The organism is Caballeronia sp. PC1, from assembly GCF_021353155.1.
Classification (GTDB): Bacteria; Pseudomonadota; Gammaproteobacteria; order Burkholderiales; family Burkholderiaceae; genus Caballeronia; species Caballeronia cordobensis.
The window spans coordinates 1,061,980-1,083,885 of the sequence record NZ_JAJUBH010000003.1; the positions used below are offsets into that span (position 1 = coordinate 1,061,980).

At 54.0% G+C, this 21,906-nt stretch carries 18 protein-coding genes and 1 riboswitch; of the genes, 11 read left to right on the forward strand and 7 right to left on the reverse strand.

The genetic code is table 11. The annotated features are described in order from the left end of the window. The first annotated feature begins 26 nt into the window (after positions 1-26). Together LY284_RS29465 and LY284_RS29470 are read left to right on the forward strand one after the other, a co-directional pair. The gene (locus LY284_RS29465) at positions 27-575 is read left to right on the forward strand and encodes a sigma-70 family RNA polymerase sigma factor (protein WP_035473605.1); all 549 of its coding nucleotides are present in this window, start codon (positions 27-29) and stop codon (positions 573-575) included. Next, a complete protein-coding gene (locus LY284_RS29470; protein ID WP_008348654.1) occupies positions 572-1,213 on the forward strand; it encodes a DUF1109 domain-containing protein in 642 nt (213 codons plus the stop codon). Before LY284_RS29465 ends, LY284_RS29470 begins: the two co-directional genes overlap by 4 nt. Positions 1,214-1,538: 325 nt before the next feature. Here the strand turns inward: LY284_RS29470 and LY284_RS29475 are convergent, their stop codons facing one another. The 4 genes from LY284_RS29475 to LY284_RS29490 form a co-directional block, all read right to left on the reverse strand. Continuing rightward, on the reverse strand, positions 1,539-2,549 hold the full coding sequence (locus tag LY284_RS29475) for a hypothetical protein (protein WP_140401997.1): 1,011 nt from the start codon (positions 2,547-2,549) through the stop codon (positions 1,539-1,541). Between the two features lie 1,047 nt (positions 2,550-3,596). Then, complete coding sequence (locus LY284_RS29480; protein ID WP_083909437.1) at positions 3,597-3,695, reverse strand: LysR family transcriptional regulator; 99 nt, start codon at positions 3,693-3,695, stop codon at positions 3,597-3,599. Between the two features lie 609 nt (positions 3,696-4,304). Beyond that, positions 4,305-4,469, reverse strand: coding sequence for a carboxymuconolactone decarboxylase family protein (locus LY284_RS29485; protein WP_080443024.1), 165 nt, complete (start codon positions 4,467-4,469; stop codon positions 4,305-4,307). 565 nt (positions 4,470-5,034) lie between these two features. Beyond that, a complete protein-coding gene (locus tag LY284_RS29490) occupies positions 5,035-5,316 on the reverse strand; it encodes a hypothetical protein (protein ID WP_233389641.1) in 282 nt (93 codons plus the stop codon). Between the two features lie 407 nt (positions 5,317-5,723). Here LY284_RS29490 and LY284_RS29495 point away from each other — a divergent pair, with 407 nt between their 5' ends. Then, entirely contained in the window at positions 5,724-7,124 is a 1,401-nt protein-coding gene (locus tag LY284_RS29495; protein WP_233389643.1) for a sensor domain-containing diguanylate cyclase, read from the forward strand. 69 nt (positions 7,125-7,193) lie between these two features. Here the strand turns inward: LY284_RS29495 and LY284_RS29500 are convergent, their stop codons facing one another. Further along, positions 7,194-7,562 carry a hypothetical protein gene (locus LY284_RS29500; RefSeq protein WP_008348650.1) on the reverse strand — a complete coding sequence of 123 codons (369 nt, stop codon included), beginning with the start codon at positions 7,560-7,562 and terminating at the stop codon, positions 7,194-7,196. Between the two features lie 499 nt (positions 7,563-8,061). Here LY284_RS29500 and LY284_RS29505 point away from each other — a divergent pair, with 499 nt between their 5' ends. Next, positions 8,062-8,625, forward strand: a complete 564-nt coding sequence (locus LY284_RS29505; RefSeq protein WP_033536355.1) for an acyloxyacyl hydrolase — start codon at positions 8,062-8,064, stop codon at positions 8,623-8,625. Positions 8,626-8,988: 363 nt separating this feature from the next. After that, positions 8,989-9,154, forward strand: a riboswitch (FMN riboswitch). A gap of 100 nt (positions 9,155-9,254) precedes the next feature. Next, complete coding sequence (locus LY284_RS29510) at positions 9,255-9,752, forward strand: 6,7-dimethyl-8-ribityllumazine synthase (protein ID WP_008348647.1); 498 nt, start codon at positions 9,255-9,257, stop codon at positions 9,750-9,752. 128 nt (positions 9,753-9,880) lie between these two features. On the opposite strand, the gene LY284_RS29515 is transcribed toward LY284_RS29510, so the two are convergent. After that, positions 9,881-11,056, reverse strand: a complete 1,176-nt coding sequence (locus LY284_RS29515; RefSeq protein ID WP_008348645.1) for a beta-propeller fold lactonase family protein — start codon at positions 11,054-11,056, stop codon at positions 9,881-9,883. Positions 11,057-11,191: 135 nt separating this feature from the next. On the opposite strand from LY284_RS29515, the gene LY284_RS29520 reads away from it, so the two are divergent. From LY284_RS29520 to LY284_RS29530, 3 genes are all read left to right on the forward strand, one after another. After that, positions 11,192-11,578: a transposase gene (locus tag LY284_RS29520; RefSeq protein WP_014194150.1), complete on the forward strand. Its 387-nt coding sequence runs from the start codon at positions 11,192-11,194 to the stop codon at positions 11,576-11,578. Then, positions 11,545-11,913 (forward strand): IS66 family insertion sequence element accessory protein TnpB, encoded by a 369-nt coding sequence (gene tnpB / locus LY284_RS29525; protein WP_014194149.1) that lies wholly within the window; start codon positions 11,545-11,547, stop codon positions 11,911-11,913. Before LY284_RS29520 ends, tnpB begins: the two co-directional genes overlap by 34 nt. A 65-nt stretch (positions 11,914-11,978) precedes the next feature. Beyond that, positions 11,979-13,553, forward strand: coding sequence for an IS66 family transposase (locus tag LY284_RS29530; protein WP_041730090.1), 1,575 nt, complete (start codon positions 11,979-11,981; stop codon positions 13,551-13,553). Between the two features lie 276 nt (positions 13,554-13,829). Here LY284_RS29530 and LY284_RS29535 read toward each other — a convergent pair whose 3' ends face one another. Then, positions 13,830-17,903 (reverse strand): helix-turn-helix domain-containing protein, encoded by a 4,074-nt coding sequence (locus LY284_RS29535; RefSeq protein ID WP_233389645.1) that lies wholly within the window; start codon positions 17,901-17,903, stop codon positions 13,830-13,832. Between the two features lie 161 nt (positions 17,904-18,064). Here LY284_RS29535 and LY284_RS29540 point away from each other — a divergent pair, with 161 nt between their 5' ends. The 3 genes from LY284_RS29540 to LY284_RS29550 all read left to right on the forward strand — a co-directional run bounded on the left by LY284_RS29540 (position 18,065) and on the right by LY284_RS29550 (position 21,864). Next, entirely contained in the window at positions 18,065-19,009 is a 945-nt protein-coding gene (locus LY284_RS29540; RefSeq protein ID WP_008348641.1) for a TIR domain-containing protein, read from the forward strand. A gap of 228 nt (positions 19,010-19,237) precedes the next feature. Continuing rightward, positions 19,238-20,143 (forward strand): HEPN domain-containing protein, encoded by a 906-nt coding sequence (locus LY284_RS29545; RefSeq protein ID WP_035473599.1) that lies wholly within the window; start codon positions 19,238-19,240, stop codon positions 20,141-20,143. A 248-nt stretch (positions 20,144-20,391) separates the two neighbouring features. Then, complete coding sequence (locus tag LY284_RS29550; RefSeq protein ID WP_008348638.1) at positions 20,392-21,864, forward strand: HNH endonuclease; 1,473 nt, start codon at positions 20,392-20,394, stop codon at positions 21,862-21,864. The last annotated feature ends 42 nt before the right edge of the window (positions 21,865-21,906 follow it).

Genomic DNA, 21,906 nt, shown 5'->3' on the forward strand with positions numbered 1-21,906 from the left:
GCTGCTTCGTAAGCTCTAAAAATCCCATGTCGAATGACGCAGAAACACGCTTAAGGGCGCTTCTTGTTGACGGCCTGGACGGAGACGAGAGCGCGTATCGTGGATTTCTTCAAGCCCTAACTCAACACCTTCGAGCATTTCTTAGGAAACGTATTCCGCAACATCAAGATGACGTTGAAGATCTAACTCAAGAGATTCTGCTTGCAGTCCACAATGCTCGTCACACATACCGGCTGAACGAACCGTTGACGGCTTGGTTGCACGCCATTGCGCGCTACAAGCTGATGGATTTCTTTCGCTCGCGAGCACGGCGTGAATCGCTCCATGTCGTAATTGGCGACCCGGAAGAGCTCTTCGGAAGTTTGGACAACGAGCCAGAACAGGCTCGCCGCGACATCAGCAAACTCCTCGAGTTTTTGCCAGATAAGCAGCGCTTGCCGATCGTTCACGTAAAGATTGAAGGTCTATCGGTAAGCGAAACAGCTCAGATGACCGGACTTTCGGAGTCAGCCGTGAAGGTTGGAGTGCATCGCGGATTAAAAGCCCTCGCCGCGAAAATTCGAGGTCTCCGATGAAAACTGACGATCTCATCAATGTTCTTGCCAGCGGTGTGGTTGAAGTTGACCGTACTATGGTTAGGCGGCGCTTCGCGAAGGCGTTGCTGTGCGGTGTCGCGGGCTCTCTGCTCGTGATGAGCATTGTATTTGGCTTTCGTCATGACCTTGCCAGCGTTGCTCGCACAGGCGTGTTTTGGGCGAAACTCGCGTTTCCGTCAGCAATATCATTGGGCGCATTGCTAACCATTGAGCGCGTGGGGCGTCCAGGGGCCCGTATAGGGCTCACCTGGTGCTTTCTCGTCCTGCCATTTTTGGTCGTGTCAGTTGCCGGCTGGATGACGCTCGATACCACAACCCCAAGCGCTCGTTGGCCGCTTGTGCTTGGCCATACATGGCGGAGTTGTCCTTTTAACATTCTCCTTTTGTCCTTGCCACTTTTTCCTGCAGTCATCTGGGCGATGCATTCTCTAGCGCCCACACGTTTGAGAACGGCCGGCGCGGCGAGCGGCGTGCTGGCAAGTTCAATGGCTACTGTGGTGTATTGTTTGCACTGCCCTGAAATGAGCCCGGCTTTTTGGAGCGTTTGGTATGCAATGGGCATGCTCTTGCCAGCACTGATTGGTGCGTGGCTGGGTCCAAAGCTCTTGCATTGGTAGAAAACGCTGACATAGCAAATATCGAAGACGCACGATCCCGGCCGTTGCAGCAAGCTAACGCTCTTCGCGCTTCGTGTCTGGCTCAAGGCTGATTATGAATTACATAGTTTTATTGAACAATCCGTTTCTTCATTCAAAGATTCGAAGCACGTAAATTTCTGTAGAATAAGTCCTAACGATGCTTCGGGATCGGAGTTCTCTCAGGTTCGTCGCCACCCCTCGGAAAGACGGACTTTTCACGCCGGCAACACGCCGGCGTTTTTTTGTTGGCAGCAAAGTCACATGCCGATGCGGTGGCTTTAGTCGTCTCTTCGAGGGCACCCAATTACTTTTTGGGCGCTTGAGAGTCGATGTATTTGCCAAGAGCGGTGGCTAACGCTTTGTCTGTGTTTTCGAGCTCTGTCTTTGCCGCTCCAAAGTCCGGCGCTCCTGTTCCAGATTCAGTGACGCTGACGGTGATGGTCCCTGGAACGCAATCCCCTTTACATTGTTGAGCACCGGCTTTGTCGGTCTCGGGAATGATGAACCATGGCGTAGCGTTGTAGACACCAAGAGGGAGCTTGGTGTTGTCATCGTGCCATTGTCCCTCACTGTTTTGGGCGCAGTCCTTCGCACTACCGCCGGGAAGGCAGAGTCCCTTCAACGCGATAGAAGTGTTAGCTACGGATTGGTTTCCTTTTTCCGTCACACCTGAAATTGCGATACCAACTGTAACGTCGACAAGACCCGACCGATCGGTTCGAGCCGAACTCTTTGTAAGTTTGAAATAAGTTGGGACCCACTGCCAAGCTATAGGCTGTGTCGCGCCGCTCATCTTCAAAGTGGCCGCGAAAGTCAAGTCGGCTTCCGCAGGTTTATCTTTGTTTAGCAAGCGAATCACCAAGCAATTGAAGGTCGGGCGGCCTTCTCTCACAAGTGCAGCTACGTTTCCTGCATGTTCTGTGTTGAACGAGAACGCCTGCTTTTTCTTGTCTGCGTACCTAGCGAACGAGGTTTCCGCTTCCGTTGTTGCTACCGAGAACGCTGCGACCAGTGCGATGCCGACAAGTATCGGTACCACAAATACTTCGTCCGGTCCCTTGCTGTGGACGGGCTGCGTCCGCGATTGAAGCGATGCCTTGCAGAATCTATTGAAGTCTGTTAGCGGATCCTCGTTGCCGAGCCTTTCGCCGCGCAGGTCCGTGCTACCCATGAGCTCGACTTTGAGTTGTCCCTGTCCAGTCTCGCTGGAGGGATGTTTCTCGTCACCTACGACATGCAGGAACTGACAGCCGCTCAGCAATGATGCTGAAACGATGCTCGCCGTCAATTTGTTTAACGCTGGTTGCCGTGGCATGACGACCCCCTGAGATTAGCTCTCGGGATACTGAGGAGTTATTTTTGGCCGGTATGTTGTGCAGCTCACATTCGGACATCGACGTGATCAGAAATTGGATGCCTGTGAACGACTGATGAATGCAACCTTGATGATAAGGTAGCGACAGGAGCACTGAAGCCACGTGAGGTCGACTATCAAGATCGCTGACGTCGAAAATCTTGGAAGCCGCTGTGAAGGCGGTGATTGGCCCTGACCAATTCGAAAGTGCCGGCGTTCGTGGGATGGGACGATACCGTCCGATCCCTGATAGCGGAGCATGCGCTGGCCAGCTTCCGAGGTCTTTTTAGGTACGCTTTTTTGCGCGTAAGCGGACTCTGCCGTCCAAGTCAGGTCTCGAATCGACTTGACCTCGCGCTCGACAGATCGAGTTGCGAAATGGCGTCCTGTGCTTTTGGCGACTCTGTTCACGATGGGCTAAATCTCTGGCCGAGGCGTGTTATGCATATCTCAGTCGGAGTGAGAGTCGAGAACCCATCAGCCGATATTAAAAACTTGTGATGGGTCGTGACCGCACTTTCGATCATGACTGAAGTGGCGCTTCCGGCTGCCACTGCGGCGAGAAGTCCCTCGTGATTTAGGCTTGTGTACGCAAATCGCCAATCCGTTTTCTGCTTGTCCAAACGCCGCAATGCCTGCTTTGCGATCCAGGCAGGCTTCGGGAAATACCGCTAGCGGGAGGGGAGTTTGCCGAAAGACTTGGCTGCTCTCCTGACACATCCGAGCGAGCCCCTCTTGCAAGGAGCCGCCGTCGCTCGTGCGCAGAAATTTCGTGGCGACGACGAGGTTGATGTTGTGGGAATCCGCTGATTTCAGCAGCTTCCAGCTATGTCTTCAACGAATTTCCACCTCAATATTTAGAAATGTTGTTCTGATGGTGCGCAGGATGGGCGGCATGAGACACGACGCGAAGATCTCACGTGGCAAGCTTGGGGCTGCCGGCTGCGAGTCCGTGCTGAAGTGCAAGGGACGCGTCTTCGTGAGCCTCGATTAGGCGCTGTGCCACGCTCACAATAATCTCTCGCCGACAGAAGTTAGTCGCACGATTGTAGTGTCGCGTGCAAACAGGCGTTGACCGATAAGCTCTTCGAGACGCTCGATCCTCATGCTCACTGCTGTTACGTTTGGTGAAGACGGGCCGCAGCTTGCGTGAAATTGCGGATGTCCGATACTGCAACGAATGCTCGCCCGAGAAGTAGAGCGAAGTCTTGAGGCATCACCTAGCGCTCTCCTTAAACAATTCGCAGCTCGTACCGATCTGTACCGCTAGACGCATACTTCATGCTGGAATCTCGTTTTAATGCGAAAGAGCAACATGAGGGCAACGATGTTTCACGAAGCTCGCATAATTGCACATCGCAGTTAGGCTATATTTAGCTTAAATCGCCCAATATATTAGCTCCGACTATCTCTGCGTGTCTTGAGTGAAAACTTCAATCTCGACCTGTGCGATTTTTCCTCAATCGGGATCGTCCGTATCAGGCGGGAGTTGGCAACGGCGAGATGAACGCCTTAAAGACATGTGCATCGAGGCTCGAACCACGGTGGGGGTTAAGACAGCTGCGCGAAGGTCCGTACGAGTGCGACCGGACGAAGAAATGTTGATAGGTGAGAATCTTCGGGAGACGGCCGATGGTAGTCGCTGCGCTTTTCGGCCAATTCAAAAGCGCGATCAGGGGTACGCGACCTCGGTAACTCCAGTTCCTGCAACCGGCGTCACCGTTTCGGCCCGTGCCCAGCAGCACGTTCGAGTACGGCAAAGAGGTCGTCGGATCCCGCCCACGTTTGTATCAACGCTTGTCTCTCAGCCTTTATGTCTTTGTTGAGAAGATCGTGGGTGTGCATATCGAGACAGAACGCACAGTTATTGATCTGCGACACCCGAAGGTACTACAGATCGATTAGAACATGCAATGGGGCCATCTTTGCGACGTCGCTGTAGATCCCGCCGAGAGCTTTAACACCGCCTACAGCGACTTGCGCGTAGGCAGGTCGATTACTCATTCGCTTCTCCCTTCGTTCGATAGGTTGTTGCTACGGGTGTGTCTGGAAGATATCGTTGGCATTATTTCAGGACGCTAGACACCCCCTATCTTCAAACTTCAGCGACGAAAGGTAAATGACGACCCGCGTCGTTGTTTTTTGCGCGCCGAACGCGTTGTTCTGAGTTTCAGAACGCGTGATGGATGTAGGGTGTTCTGAACAGCGGATCTGACCATGTATCCAAAGCTGAACGAAGGGTAAACGCGTTCTAGGTCTTAGCGAATCGCGCATGAGTCAAGCTTCATTTTCTTACAGTCTGTTCAGAGCCGGAAGTCTTCCATGGACGCGATAGAAGTCGAGCATAAGTGCCCTCTCATAAAAAGCGATGGTCACTGACAGTAGACCTAAGGGCGGTCTGCCCTGATGGTTCCATTCGGATTGCCAGGTCGCAGAGTGAAGACGTTCACATCTCCCCGCGATATTGCAGGCGGTATGCTTTGACCGGGTGATGTGCTTCCTTTAGACGCCGATCGACGTGTTGCGACATGCCGATGTAGATGACTTTGGGGCAAAGATGCCGCCCGGTGCTTGGACGTTTGCAGGAGCTGTCTCCGTGCCCGTCCGCCAGTAGACACAAACCAAAAATGCCGAATTCACGGGGAACGTCGAAGTCGGCTGATGGCCGATCGCGCAGATTCCACGCACGCCATGGTGAGAACGGCAAATCAGGTATCTCAAGTTTCATTTGCTCGTACCTCGGAGGCGTCAACTGCTGTTTATTTGCAAGGTCGAATGGCAGTGAATCTCCCTGCGCGAAGTCTTCAGTTTGACCGTGTTTTTTCCTTTGGGGGCACCAAGGGAGCGGACTATCGCTGCAAAGGATCGTTAGCTTTTCGCAGCTTTCGACTCGGTACCTCTCGATTGCTGCGCCTTCGCGAGTGGGCAACCTAAAGTAGAATGCATCAGTGCCGACAACTAATAGATCGCGCCGTCAATAACGGCGTAGCGTTAAGATGTTATCCGGTCCCGTAGTACACCTTCTGTGGCGGCATGGGCAAGCGCGCGTCGTTAGCTCTTCGATATGCAGTGCCGCCACAAGCGGGACGCTTCTCGGGATTGCGTCATTCATCAGTTTTACCGTTTAGATGTCCAATGGAAGTCACCCTCCTGCAATTGCCTTCAAGTAAGGCGCACCGCGTGATGGCTGCCGTCGTTGTTCTTGTCGTTCTGATTGAGACAACGATCGTCTGGCACTTCTCCTCGCAGCGAACGACTGTTATTGTTCAGTTTCTGCCCATATTCGGAACTTGGGTGGCACTTACCGGATCGCTGACTGCGTATCTTTTATGGACTGAGTACAAGGTTACTGGGCGGTTGATGTTTGCCTCGCTGAGCGGCGCTTATGCGTTTGCTAGCTTAACAGCTGTTCTGCAGCTGGCTTCCTTTCCTGGTGTGTTTGCCCCAAATGGGCTACTTGGAGCTGGCTCTCAAAGTTCGCTTTGGATCTGGGTTTTTTGGCACTGCGGCTTCCCGGCCCTTGTTACGACTGCCCTCGCATTTCGGATGCGTCGAGTGAGCGAAAGCCAGGTTGGCGTCGGACGGTATTCCGTCGTCGGCGCGCTTGCACTTGCTGCGGGCTTCGGAGTCGTAGCGATAGCAGGTAAAACTCATCTCCCAGAAATTGTCTCGGCGACCGGATCGTACGCGCGTCTCCAGATGAGTCCGGCTTCCGTGTTGGTTCTGTCTATCTCGCTCGTGGCGTTATGGGCCCAAATCATGTTCACTCGGCTGCGCTCGATGTTGGATTTGTGGCTCGCTGTTGTGTTGTTTGCTGATCTCGGTGATGTAATACTTACCCTCATCGGCGGCGCGCGGTTTTCTGTTGGCTGGTATGCAGCTAAGGCAGCTTCCATGGTGTCGTCGAGTGTGGTTCTTGGGATGCTGATGCACGAGACGAACAGGTTGTATCGCGCGTTGAACGAGTCACATCAGGAACTCATGGCAAGCTCGCAACGCGACGGCTTGACGGGCGTTTTCAATCGTTCTTATCTCGATGCGGAATTGGATAAGCTCATAGCTATTGCCGATGGACGAAGACGACCGTTCTCGGTGTTGCTGATTGATGTCGATCATTTCAAGAGTTATAACGACACCTGTGGACACCTTGCAGGCGACGAGGCACTGAAGCAAGTAGCACACACGTTGAGCATCGCGACCGACAAATATGGGGGCTTCGCTGCACGATTCGGTGGCGAAGAGTTTGTCGTCGTGCTTCCTGGACATTCTTCCAAGGCGGCAATGAGTGTCGCGGAGGACATCCGCGAAAGGGTCGCCTCGCTCCCGTCCACATCCCAATGCTCTGCGCCAATTACAGTTTCGATCGGTCATGCCGCTTGGACGTCAATATTCGATAAATCGCCCAAGGGTATTCTTGGCGCGGCGGATGCCGGCCTGTACCGAGCGAAGGCATCCGGGCGAAACCGGGTTATCGACATAGAGGCAGACATGAGAGGCATCTCAGAGAAATATATGCCGCCTGCTCAGACACACTAATACGCCTAGCATGGTCGTGCAAATAGCAGTGTTATATAAGGTTCGCCGCGGATTCGTGCCAACGACCTTTCAATCAGCGCCATCCGGGTCCGTACTTGAATCAATGTCGCCGTAAGTCTTCCCGTGTAGGAATTGAGACAGGATCCGCAGATCCTCTCCAAGCAATGGGCGGCCCATGGCAACGACTCGTAGTTTGTATTCTCCGCATTGCCGACAGCGGCGTGCAATTTCGTCAATTTCTTTTACACCGCACTCGGACACAGGGGTGTACCTGTCGAGCCTGTGAAACACGAAGCTGACCATCAAAATTCCCGCGAGCACGAACACCGTAGCGATGGCTGCAAAGGCGGGCGCCTGAGAGTCAGTCTTGACCGCAGCAATCGCTACTGCTGAGGTGAAAGCAAGGTAGGCGATGATGGCGGCCACGACCTCAAACATGCTTCGTCGCTTTCCATCGGCTATCTCGGAGTGTGTTAGGGGAGGTCGAATTGAGGACGACGCTTTGGATTTCATTGCCATGGCCGATTTCCGGTTCAGTGCCGTCGACTGCCAACGGGCGCTTTCCGCTTTGATAGTTTTTGAAGCCACTAATCGATGCCGACCTTAACGTGTACGGCGCTCAAATACGACATTACAGAACCACTCGCGTAAATTGAGATGAGCGGCGTAGGGAGTTTAGTAAGTTTGTTTCTCCATAGCAACTAAACAAATAGCGAAGACTCCGTCAGCAGAAGTTCGATTTGGCTACTCGCACGTCTCAGTGGGCGGCGGGAGCATCCTTGCGCATCACTACCACCTCGATCCTATTTGGATAGACGGGATTGGATATGGTAATGGTAGGTTGAGGAATGGCGATCCATGCAACGTTAGCTGGGTAGCACTACAATCGCTCGACATTTCTTCGGCTAAGGCCGCCGCTAACGTCCTCAGTACGCTCATGCAAACTAAAACATTCTGGCGTGACAAAATCTTCCGTAGCGCTCTCGCAGTCGCACTCAGCCTCGGCACGACGTCAGCATATGCCGATCGTTGGGGTTTGCAGATCGCAGGTGGCGTAGCCAATCACGACTTCAAGAAGGCTGATGTTGGGGTTGTGTGGGATCCGAACCTGACTTGGTGGGAAGTTAGTGGATTTCATTTCACGCTCGTCGGTGAAGGGCACATCGGCTACTGGCATACGACCGAGAGCAACGCTGTGAATTCGAACGTGTGGGAGTTTGGCCTTACTCCAGTTCTGAGGTTCATAAAGAGTTCCGGCTACTTCCGACCATTCGTTGAGGCCGGAGTCGGCGTGAGAGTGCTGTCGCATGCTCGAATAACGCAAGACTACACGCTATCGACTGGTTTCCAGTTTGCCGATATGGTTGGCGTCGGCATGATCTTCGGGCAGAAGCAGAGCTACCAGGCCGGGTTCCGCTTTCAGCATCTATCGAACGCGAGCATCAAAGAGCCGAACCCTGGCATCAATTTTGAACAGATTTATCTGCAATACAATTTCTGATCAGAAAACACGAACGCATCGTTCTGAATATGCGAACAGGAAGTCGCGAGGTGTCGTCCACGTGCCGTCTCCTCGAGCGAAGCGGTGCCAATAATTGGTTTGGAAGATAAGTTGCGCTCTTTGCGCCATTCCGCCCCAAGCCTTCCTGCTGTTGGGCCGAGACGTTACACGCGGTTATCGCAGTCGGTCTGGCAATCGTTTTCTCATTGCTTATGCAAATCATGCTTTGTCGCACGAGTGAGAACGGTGTGCGTGGAACGAATGCGTCATTCTCTCTCTTTCACTCACCAGGCGTGAGAATTGGGGCGCGTTTTTTATTGTAGATTCGTGGTACCGTACACCTCGTTCTTCATGTCATGAAGAGCATGTTCTCGGGGCGGGGTGAGATTCCCCACCGGCGGTAATCATCCAGCAATTGCCAAGGGATGTAGCCCGCGAGCGCTTATCGAATGATCGCTTGTTCGATAGGGTCAGCAGACTCGGTTAGATCCCGGGGCCGACGGTATAGTCCGGATGAAAGAGAACAGGATAGCTAGTTAGATTAGGCGCGCTCGCGCATGTGTGCGCATGTTCGCGCCTAGTTTTCATTCGCTGTCCTTCGCCCTGTTCACACTAACAGGCATAGGCTCATGAATAGCTCCAACCCTATCGAAGCAGACGTAGTCTCTTCCGCTGGTTCTCAGCGTCCCCGTATCGCATTTGTCCAAGCCTGCTGGCATCGAGACATCGTCGATCAATGCAAGGCCTCATTTGTCGAGTCGTTGGTCAAGAAGGGCTTTGATCTGGAAGACATTGAACTCTTTGAGGTGCCGGGCGCATTTGAAATCCCGCTCCATGCCAAGCGGTTGGCGCAAAGTGGGCGTTACGCGGGCATCGTCGCGGCAGGGCTTGTTGTCGACGGTGGTATCTATCGGCATGATTTTGTTGCGACGGCAGTTATCAACGGGCTGATGCAAGTGCAACTCGAAACGGGCACGCCGGTGTTCTCTGCGGTTCTGACGCCCCATCATTTCCACGGCGGCGTAGAACATATCAGCTTTTTTGCAGAACATTTTGTGGTCAAGGGCGCCGAGGCCGCGCATGCGTGCGCAGATACGGTGGTCAAACTGAGCGCCTTGCCAGTTTGACGTCGGTCAGTTGAAGAACACGCGATTTAAAGTGGCCCGGCGTTGGGCCACTTTCCCAAGGGCGAGGCTCGCACATCTCGCGAAATAATTTCGCGGTTGGCGCGGGTCTCGTCTAAAGCACGGCGAAATCAAGTACCGGTAAGACCTTGGAGGCTGATCTTCGACACTGTGTTGGCAGGTTGCTCAACGAGCTTCGTCAGTGTGCCGTTGGGTCCGATCGCGTATGACACGATTTTGTCGTCGCCGGCATAGTCCTGATATAGGTATTTGCCGTCCGGACTAATCCAAGAGTCGTTAGCGAATGCGGAAGCTTGACCTGCAACTGCCGTTTCTGTCGCAACCGCTGCGTTGACGAGTGTCAGCTTACCGGTAGTGTCGAGAGAGAAAAGCGACACCGCGCCACTACCGTTGCCAACGTAGGCAAACTTGTTGTCCGGCGTCAGAGCAATCCAGCACGGCGCTTGTTGGCCGGTGACAGCGATAGGTCCACTTAGCGTCGAAAAGCTTCCCGATGAGGAAAGCGAATATGAACTGGCCGTGCCTCCGGCTGCCTCTGTGACGATGTAGGCGGCTGCCAGCGCGCCGGAACCGAATCGGCCACCGAACGGCCCGACCCCCGCTGACTTACTACTGACCGGCTGTCCCAGCGTTCCATCATTGTTGATCGGATAGGCGAGAAGCATGTTCAATGGCGTGACAGGAGTGACGGTCTTCAGGAACCCATTGACGACAACAAACTTCCCGTCGGGGCTGACGGCGACTTGGGTTGGAAGGGCATCTTGCACAGCGACGGTGTACTGGGCGAGTGATGTGAGTTTCCCATCGGACCCGACGCGATAGGCGCCAAGCTCCTGAGCACCCTGTTGATGGGTCACATAGAGCACGCCGTTCGAAAACGCCAGTGATGTTGGACGTACGCCTCCGGTCGGTGAGACCGCCAACAGCGACAAGTCGCCTGAACTGGTGATTGAGAACGTGCTTACGGTATTGTCGCCCGCGTTGGCGACAAAGAGGCGTGTGCCATCGGGCGAGACGATGAGACTGTTGTTACTGGTCAAAGCGTCCGGCGCCACGATGTTGCCCATGAAGTAGTTGACGCCGTTTGTCCCTCTGCCTCCTGTCGCGACCGTTCCCTTCGGCGTAAGCGTGCCATCTGCGTTGCGCACGAAGCGCACAACCGTGTTCGATGAGTCGTTAGTTTGTGCAAACAGTTGGTGCACGGGTGCCGGATTGTCGTCGGAGCCGCCGCCGCACGCAGCAAGCATGGCGGACATAGTTGCTGCCAGCAGAATATGTTGCTTCATTCCTCGTTACCTCTCGCAGTTGGAAATGTTGCTCATGACCGTTGTCTGAATTTGTGTAAGCGGCTCGGCAACTCACCTTGAATGTAGCTGAAACAGTTGGGAGTATCGTGTCCACTAAAGCGAATAAGCGGACACGTGAACACTATCGAAGAAGAGGCGTTGCCGACGCGTCGCCGTCGTCGGCGCTACACCGAAGAATTCAAGGCGCGCGTTGTCGCCGCTTGCCAAGGCACCGGCGTGTCAGTGTCGGCCGTGGCGCTGGAACATCGGCTCAACGCGAATCTATTGCGCCGCTGGCTTGATCAGGCAGAAGGCAAACTTCCAAAGCGTTTGTCTGAAGGCCCGGCAGAAGCTCAATCGACACCCCTACCAGCGTTCGTCCCTGTTGCTATGGGAGTAAAGGAGGTAGCCTCGACGGAGATCCGTGTCGAAGTTCGCCGGGGCAGTCAGTCGATAACCGTGAGCTGGCCGGTCTCCGAAGCCGCGCAATGCGCGACGTGGCTGCGCGAGTGGCTGCGGTGATTCGTGTCGACGAGATCTGGCTAGCAGTCGATCCGCTGGACATGCGGGCCGGCTTCGACACGGCGTTGGGGCGCGTGGTGAAGGTGTTCGGCGCCGCGCATCCGCACCACGCCTATCTGTTCACCAACCGCCGCGCCAACCGACTGAAGGTTCTCGTCCACGATGGCATCGGCATCTGGTTGGCAGCGCGCCGGCTGAACGAGGGGCGGTTCGTCTGGCCGCACGCTGGCAGCGAACCCAAGCAGCAGTTGCTCACGCACGAGCAACTGGCGGGCTTGGTGCTCGGGCTGCCGTGGCAGCGCATCGGCCAAGATGGCGTGATACGCATAATCTGACGCGTTAAGGGCGACGTATACAGTTCTGCTTCTCGCGTTTGCGGGGTTCTGGCAGACTGGTCTGCATGAACCCGCCGGCCGACCTCGACGACCTCAATCCAGAGCAGTTGCGCGCCCTCGCAGCGCAACTGCTCGCCGAGGTCCACGCCAAGGATCTGGAGGTAACGGAGAAACGGCGAGAGCTCGGTGAGCTAGAACGGGAGCTGCATTACCGACAAACTCGCATCGACCAACTGACTCACGAGATCTCCGTGCTCAGGCGCCAGCAGTTTGGCCGGCGCAGCGAACAGCTCAACAGCGAGCAAATGAGCCTGCTTGACGAGGCGATTGATGGCGACCTGGCTGCCATTGAGATAGAGCTCGAAGAGCTCGAGCCTTCACGCAAGCGCCAACACGAACCGTCCAAGCGCGCACCCTTGCCGCCGCAGTTGCCGCGTGTCGACATCCGTCACGAACCGGACAACACGGTGTGCCAATGCGGATGCGAACGTGTTCGTATCGGCGAAGACATCAGCGAGAAGTTAGATTACGCGCCGGGCGTGTTCAAGGTGGAGCGACACATTCGCGGTAAATGGGTATGTCGCCACTGTGAGACGCTAATCCAGGCACCCGTGCCCGCGCACGTCATCGACAAGGGCATCCCAACCACCGGACTTCTAGCGTCGGTACTGGTCAACAAATTCGCAGATCACTTGCCGCTGTACCGTCAGGAGCAGATCTTTGCTCGGGCGGGCCTGGCGATACCGAGATCCACGCTGGGAGCGTGGGTGGGCACATGTGGCGCGCAGTTGCAGCCACTGGTCGACGCCCTTCGTCGAGAGATCTTGCAGCAAGGCGTGTTGCACGCCGACGAAACGCCGGTGCAGATGCTCAGCCCCGGCAAGGGGAAGACGCATCGGGCTTATCTGTGGGCATATACGTCCACGCAATTCAGTCACCTTCGCGCGGTGGTGTACGACTTCGCGGGCAGCCGAGCTGGAGAGCATGCCCGTACGTTCTTAGACGGCTGGCGTGGCAAGCTGGTGTGTGATGACTACGGCGGTTACAAGGCCTCATTTCTTCAGGGCATCACCGAAATCGGCTGCGCAGCTCACGCGAGGCGCAAATTCTTCGAACTGCACGCCAATCACAGCAGCCAGCTTGCTGAGCAGGCGCTACCGTTCTTCACCGAGCTCTATGACATCGAGCGCGATGCCGCGACCTTGGATGTCGAAGCTCGACGCCAACTTCGTAAAAGCCGAGCCAAGCCCGTGTGCGACGCGCTCTATGAATGGCTTGTCACACAGCGGAAACTCGTTTCTGACGGATCGGCCATTGCGAAGGCTTTGGATTACAGCCTGAAGCGCTGGGAGGCGCTGACGCGCTACCTCGATGACGGGCACGTACCAATCGACAACAATTGGGTCGAAAATCAAATACGCCCATGGGCCATCGGCAGGACCAATTGGTTGTTTGCGGGGTCGCTTCGCGCAGGCCAACGTGGGGCTGTGATCATGAGCCTCATTCGCTCAGCGCAACTGAACGGGCACGAACCCCACGCGTATCTGAAAGACATCCTGACACGCTTGCCGACCCACAAAGCGTGCGATATCGCATCTTTGCTGCCTCATAACTGGCAGCCTCTCACGTCTGTCGCGTAGCCCTTCGCCCGTCAAGACGGGTTCGCTGGCCGCTTACGAATTTGTCAGGCCACACGCTCTAGTTCGTCGACGAGCGCGAGATGGTTACAAAAGCGGACAAAAACTTTTCGATCAAAGCTGCGAGACTTGGCGGTCTAAAGCGTGGGAGTTAATCGCTTTGGATTTGATGCGAGTTCATGAAAATGAAAGGATAACGAGGAACACAGGAAGCCCCCGAGCTTTTCGCCAAATCGATGGGAGGGAGTAGGCGCCGGATTACAGAGCAACATCTGCGTTCTAGTCGTCCTCGTCGAGATCATCGGCCCTTCGTTGATGAGCAATGGAGTGGCGAGCGTATTTGAGCAGCCCGTCGTATAACTCGAACGTAGGCTCCACGCGACTTAACGTGGCTAACATATTGATGCAATGCTTCTCTAGGCGAATATCCTCGGGAAACGGCTCGCCAGGGGTACCCATTCGTCCTCCAGAGAGTGCAGCCATCGATATTGAGGTTCGGACGTTGTTCATGACGGGTTCACTGATCAGCTCGGTCGCATCGAGAAATCTCCGTATCAGCGTCGGAAATTCATAGATGATTGTGGGCTGGCTTTCGGCCAAGATGAATGCTGCAAGCGTCCCGTGGCTTGACGTTCCACCCGACGTCCATGCAAGAAGGGTCTCCAATACAGGCTCACTAAAGTCACCGCAAAGTCCGGAGATTGCTTCACCGACGAGTTGGAGGCTTCGCCCTTCAAACGCATTGATTTGCGCCCAGTCTAAAAGGTCTCGGAGCAAATAAGGACCTGTTTCAATCTCCGATAATTCCAAGCCTTTGCCGTTGAAGTCCTTTTGAAGTGGAGTATATGTCCAGTCGTTTCTGCGCAGAGCCTCGACAATTCTCGCCTTAACCATTTCAACGACACTTGAGGGCGACTGCTTCATCGATGAAAGCAGGAACTCTCGAATCCAATGATCGTCCAGATCGTCTAATGCAACCAGTTTCCTCAAGAGCTCGGCCCGCCTGATATTGACTTCCCCAGCGGGAATGAGCTTGTCGTCTGCCATCCACATGAACATGTCGTGTACAGCTCTGGCATCCACAAGGAAATCTACTAGGCAGACGAGCTCAAGCGCTAATGCTGGTGAACGCTCAGCTAGCTGGCGTAGCAGCCTTGAGGCACAAAACAATACCTGCGAGTCTGTCGTTGAGAAGATCCGCTTAAACAGGTAAATTTCAAAAGGCGTGTAAGGTCGAGTTGTCGAAAATGTCCCATAGGCTTCTGCAACCTTGGCTAGAGCTTCCGATGAATTTTCTCCGTTCGCGATGTAATCGTTTATGAGGCTTGTATTACCGTTGGACAGGATTACCGACAACGCATGGCCTACGTATGGACTCAGGTGGCCAGCTCGACGCTCGAGGCTTCTTAACACCAGCTCGCCGGCAAGCTCGGGTTGGGAATCCATGAGCTGGTTTATGAACAGAAAGGGCGCTCCATGTGCACCGCGAGTCACCTTCGAAATATCCAAGAGGCATTCATCCAATTCGTTGAGGAGGTCATGGGAGTTGGAGAAGGTCGCCCTTAACTCTTCAGCCAACAATCGCTTGTCACTGTGATGCTCCTCACGCTCGAGTGAACTATGGAGCTTCCATGTGTCCGTTCCCCAACCGTCAACGAGCGCTCTGGTCAAGCGTGTTCTCAAATCCCGGTTCAGCAGCGCCAAAATTGCATTTGCTTCCGATGACGTGTCTTTCCAACCATGAAAAGCGTGCCAGGCTACGGATTTTGCGACCTGCACGAGGACGACCGGGTCTAGATAGAATTCTTGTAGAGTGAGATAAAGCTCGTGCAGCAGCTTATAGTGAGCCTTTTGCCAAGCGTGATCAGACGTATCGCCGTGCATTGGACCGCGTAATGCCTGCGCCAAGGTTTGTGCTGCCAAAAAGGCTTTGCGGGACGCCCTTTCTTGCAAGCAACCGAGCAGTGCGTCAGTTATCTCGTCGCGGATAGCTTGAACTTGACTCAGCGGAAGCTGGTAGCGCGTAAATGTGAAGGTCGCCTTTGCATAGTTGGTCGTTTCGATTTCAGTGCCTAGCGCCCCTTCCAAAACAGAGAATGGTGCGTGCTCAAAATTGAGAGATATAGGTCGCTCCAAAAGCGACAACGCGAATCTGACGACTTGTTGGACATACTCGAGCGGTTTGTTCATCTGCACTGTCGCCAACTCTTTCAGCACGCGTATCCCGTGACTTGTGTCTTGGTTTATAGGGCGAGAATCGTTTCGTCCCGCGATCCAAAGAAGGTGGCATGCTTCGCTCAAGTGGTTGTACGTGTACGAGGCATTTCGAATCATATTGCATACGACAGCGGTGTTTCCGTGGCCTTCATCGATGAGCCTTTTTGCAAAGTCTAGAGCCAAGCGAGGTTGGTAATAAGCTACTGCCTCGACAGCTTCCGCGTGCGGGTTGTCATACTTCGTGCCCCATTGCAGTTTTGTCTTGAGACTGTTGAGCAATAAGCTGTCGTCAGTTCTGCCTTCGCGTAGGCGCCAGTCCAATCTGCCGAGATTGATGAACAAGTTCTTTAAGAGATGCGCGCAGGAGAGGTCGAAGACTTTCGAGACGTCCTGATTCGCTTCGCCGTTGGCTCCCAGGTAGTTCTCGCGTATGACTTCGTCTGCCAAGAGGTCAGGAGCAAGGCGATGTCGAGCGCCGCGCTTAAAAAGAACGCCTGCCTCGCTGAGAAGACGAATTAACCGGGTAGCATCTGCCTGTCCAACACCCTCGACCTGTGCGAGGATGTTAAGAAAACTGGGGTCGTCAGGGATAATGGGCTGAAGCAACGCGATGATTCGAAGCACAGCGCGAAGTCTTTGAACGTCCTGACCTGCTACTAGAGTGAGGGCAACTACGTCTTGAAGCCGAGAAAGCACGTGAGTCCGAAAATCTTCCGCGTTCCCAAGTAGCTGTAGAGAAATTTTGTCGCGAGCGACCAATTGTGCCGCCAGTACGGTCGCAAGTGGAGTGGTGTAAGTTGCACCAGCTATGTCAGACGCCGAAGTTGGAGGTGCACCGCACGCCGCGAGGATAGATTCTGCGAGGGCACGTGCCTGTTCGCGGGTCTGCTGCTGGACATCCACAAAGCGGACAAGTGGACCTGACAAGCTCACATCCGCAGCCTGGAGTCGAAGCGCTTCTCTTCCATAGGGGCGTAACGCTAGGAGCAAACGAGTATTGTTCTCGGGCACCGAGGCATAACGCAAAAGTGTTCCCAAATCCTCGCGCTCGTGTGCATCGTCAATGATAAGAATGGTTTTTCCACCATTGGAATCACGCAGGTTTTCCAAGTGGTGAGCTTTTATCTCCTCTGTCGGAGAAATACATCCAATCAGGAAGGAGGTTTCGTCAGCGAGTCTCTGCGTTATCTCGTACAGAATTCGGCTTTTTCCAGATCCGGCGGCACCGACAAGTCCAGTCACTAGGATTGAATCGTCGCGCAACGAAGCAAAAACTTTTTCAACCTCAGAGCCGTGTCCAATAAGCTCCCACGAATGATTAAAAAATCGGCCAGGGACTAAGAACGGCTTGAAGAAGGCTTCCGCCGTCTGTATTGGGCCGGCTTCTCGCTCTCCAAGCAGGTCGAGGCGTTGTCCGTTGAAAAAGCGGTCAACTAGGTCCAAACGATCAAATGCGGACAACTGGTGAAATTTTCGCGTTATGTCCTCTCGATCCCACAACTCCCATTCGGAATGGAGAGCGATTGCATCTCGTGCCTTTGGGCTAGCAACGCTGGAGAGAAGCAAAACTTTGTGATCAGAAACGAACGTTTGCTGGGCAACAGCCGCGTGCACCTTTTGGGCGCCGAATTCGCTAACTCGCTTGCATTGGAATGTATGTATTCCAAACGGGCCGGTGGCGACAATATCAATTCCGTGCTGCTTGTGACCAGTACCGCCGTATCGACACACCTTGCCATCGCGAGTTCTGTACAGACCATCGAGCAGAGAGGCGCAGAAACTCTCAAAAGTCTCAGGCGTTAGAGCAGGGAGTGGAAGAGGCCGGTCAAGCGATGTCGAGGTCTCGAAGGAGACCTCTTGCGGCGCAGTTTGGTATCCCGCAGCGATCATGAGCTCACCATCTTTCGCCCCGAGCAGCTTTTCAAGCGCGCGGATGTCGCTCACGCGTGGGCGAGCAGCACCGCTCTCCCAACGGCTGACCGATTGTTGGGTCCTTCCTAATGCTGTGGCTAGCTCTTGCTGCTTGATGAAGCCAGCGCCGAGCCGCAAGCGCCCGAGTAATTCCCCAAAGTTGGCGTAGGCAAAATGTAATGAATTCATCTGAATAAAAATCCCCGAGTGCCACTTCTCACACACAGTTTACCGTGTATTATCATCGTAAAGCAGTCCGGCGTCACGCTCAAGCGTAGATGGGCCCGTAAAGCAAGACAACGTCGCGCAAGTACTGCGTGTGCTATCGAGACTTAGTTTTCATTGGGTGCCGCTATAGCATCACAAAATCGGGACTAGGGAGACTTATGGTTAACATTTTCTTCTCGTACAGCCACAAGGACGAAGTTGTCCGCAACGAGCTGGAGGCTCACTTGGCGTCTCTTCGACACCAAGGGCTCATCGAATCGTGGCATGACCGCCGAATCACTGCGGGCGACGAAGTCGACAACGCAATCTTTGCGAAACTTGAGTCTGCAAACATTATTTTGCTTCTAGTCAGTTCTGACTTCATCAACTCTTCCTATTGTTACTCGAAGGAAATGGAGCGGGCGATGGAACGGCACCGTGCTGGCACGGCTCGGGTCATTCCGATTATCGTGCGGCACTGCGATTGGATGCGTACACCTTTTGGCAAGTTGCTTGCTGCTCCTCGGGACGGTAAGCCCATATTGTGTTGGCCTGATCGCGACGAAGCGTTGGCCGACGTCGCTCGTCAGATTCGGGAAGCAGTGGAAGCGCTTGGAGGCACCGGTACGAATACTTTTTCAACGTCAGTCACGACCCCGACAAAGCTAGCATCTGACCTTCCGCGATCAAGCAATCTGCGGCTACCAGAGGAGTTCACGGAGAAGGATTTCGACGATTTCATCCGTACTACCTTCAGCTACATTTGCCGATTTTTTCAAGGCTCCGTTGAAGCTGTCGGTGAGCGTAATCCTGGCGTCACGGGGACGTTTGAACAAATTGACTCCAGGCGGATGATTACAATCCTTTATCGAGGCGGTAAGAAAATCGCTGAGGGTTCCGTTCGTCTGGGCTCGATGGGCCGGACCGGTGGGATTGCGTTTTCGCAGGATGCGTCAGCTTCGGAGAACTCTTTCAATGAGATGTTGACGCCGCATGCAGGCGAGCATTCGCTATATTTTCAAGCCATGGGTATGTCGTACGGTAGTACCCGGGACAAGCATCTTTCGCAAGAGGGTGCTGCGGAGTTTCTTTGGGAACTATTGATCGCTCAAGCACGGCGATGATAGGTTAGTCAGGCGTTACAGGGCGCTGATCCGCTTCCCGGAAAACAAGGTCGCAATTGTGAATGCTTGTGCGCGTTGAAAATTCCGGTCACGCACCTTGACGATCATCAGATGTCGGGACCACTGGTGAGGCGCCGAAAGGCGTAAAACGTCGCGTTCTCCCCACCTTATCGCGGAGACAGTCCTGATTCGCTGTTTTCCGCATTCTCACCGGACTTCACATAGCCCATGTCTGTATTGCCTGCAACGCAAGAAGAATTCGTTCGCGAGATGGAACGAATTGATGCTCGGTTGCGAGAGGCCCAGGTCGCGATACATGCGCGCTCGTTCACCGCAGTCTTTGAGTATGCGAAGACCTTCGGACTATCGATCCCACTGGATTTGCCGGCACGTCCTGGCCGAGATGGCGTGTATGTTGGAGTTGACGCCGCTGCACACATCAAAAGTTGGTACGACGAGCGATACGGAGCTCGGCAAAATATTCTTATGGGACTAGGCTCAACGATGCTTGTTTTGAAGGGAGATCCTTGGGAACTTCGCTTGCCTCGGATCTTCGGTGAGATCCGGTGCGTCGTCGAGCGAGATCTGACTCAATACGAGAACAATCAGTCGATGAGGGCTGGCGGGCCGCCTCCGACTATGAATATTCTTCCTTTGATTAGTGACTTGCCTGCAGGCTTGGCCGCAAAGCTCACGGCGAGCGAGTGTGACATGATAGGGAAGACCTTTCGAAGAACACTGAACTGCATGCAAGCGATCGAATCGATGTCGCAAAATGCGTATGTGCCTGAGGCCCTTTCGGACATTCACGCAGCGGTCAAACACGTTTTTTCGGTCCCCCCGCACTATGGGCAGTCGAAATGGTCGTCCGCACAGGCAGCGGAAAAAATACTCAAATCTTTTTTAAAGATGAAGCTGATCGACTTTCCGCGCAACCACAACATTCGGACGCTAGCGGGGCTTGCAGAAACTGGTGGTATGCGGCCGCTTGAAGAACTCGCTATCAGGTGTTTGCAAACACCTGCAGACGTACGCTACGGTGAAACGTCGGTTTCTCTCGAAGAAGCCGTTGAAGCCCATTACGGGTCTTTGCTTCTCGGCCAGCGGATTTTCGAAGCCATGATTGACGTCTGAAATGCACCATCGCCTTGAAATATCCATTGATGGATGCACGACATATCGCAAGATGTTCGCCGGCGACAGAAGTTCATCGCGCAACTTTGCTCTCTTGTCAGTCAACATCGGGTGAGTTTTAACATGGGACCGTCACAAAAATACAGACGCCTGCTTATTTGCAGATGCCGTCGTTTGGACACAGGCGACTTGCAAGCCGTTATTATGGAACATGACTGGCTCGACCGCTCTGACGAGGAGTCAATTCGGTGACGTCTTCTAATGATGCTAATTTGAAGCAACACGCGGACTGCAAAATCATTAGGGCCCACACACCGCCGTATAAATCTAACGGGATTGCCTTAGCGTGCGCGCTTCAGACGGCGGTGTGGTTGGTTCGAAAGAAAGAAAAACCTATCATTGTGCTGTGGATGGGCAATGACCTGCCGGCGCGCGATGTTCTCGAAAGCGCGATGTCAGTCGACTTGGTTGACCATTTGCTTGGAGAAGGGCACTGCGCCGCGGATGGTGTCCAGTTCAACTTGATCGACACGACGAAACTTGTCACATACGAGCATGAGACCATCGTCGCGCTCGGTACGAGTGTGCTCGAGCTTGAGGCGTCTCAAGTACTAGATACAGCTGGCGCGTTGATTTTCGTGCCCCTTGGAGAACGCGATCTTAAAGCTTATATGCGCTTGGCGCCGGACTCGAACCGGATAAGTTGGAAGGAGGAAGAGCAGTCGCGAGAATTAGGTTTTGCTCGTACATCGGTGTTGCAGCAAAAGCTATCTTGGTACAGACAGTTTTATAAAGTCGTCGCGTCCGATACGTTTGGAGGAGAAAACTCGAGCCGATATGTGCCGCACGATGGCACAGGGAGATGCCGCTATTGTGGCAATTCGCCGCCGGATGCTACGTTCCGTTGGAAGTCTCACGCATTTCCAGAACAGATCGGGAACAAGATGCTTGTCGACCTGGCGGAGTGCGATGCGTGTAATCGCCATTTTGGAGACATGCTTGACGACGACTTTGCGAAGTGGACGCAGCCTTGGCGCTCAGTCTTTCGCGTAGCAGGGCGCAAAGGTATTCCGACATCCAAGTCAGGTGACGGAAAGATGCGTGTTCAAGCGGACGATGTGACTCATCTGAAGCTGTATGTTTCGTCGATCGGCGAAAGTGGCCTCATCGAGTCTGGTGAAAATCGCATCCATTTGAGGGTAGAGCGTCAGGCGTACGTTCCTATGGCGGCCTATAAATGCATTGTCAAGATGGCGCTGGCCGTGATGCCCGCGGACTACGCGTCTGAATGTGAGCATCTTAAAAAGTGGATTCTCGAAAAAAGCCATACGTTTGAAAGTTATAAGTTCAAGCCCCTGTCCGTGTGGCTACAGTTTGTTCCAGTACAAACCTTAAATGGGTCAATTACATACGCCGTGCTTCGCAGAACAGATTCTGCGACCAGAGTTCCGTATTTGATGTTCGTGCTTCAATTTTCCCACCTCCATCTGCAGATCGCGTTGCCGATGCACGAACAGGATAAGGCTCTCTGCGATGGGAAACTCTTTGAGATCATGCCATTCCCTCATATTGGGGGCTTAGCTGAGGTCGAGGCAAAGTTCGGCCGGAGCGAAGTGCGAACTGTAGACCTGAGCGGAGTCGAGCGAGTGAAAGGCGAGATCGAAACGATTCCATTCAAGTACGAGCAGCGGGTTGAACTGCTAGGTAACACCGACTCGTAGCTTCTTGACTCTGAGCGGCGTGGCCGCGCTTCCAGCGCGACC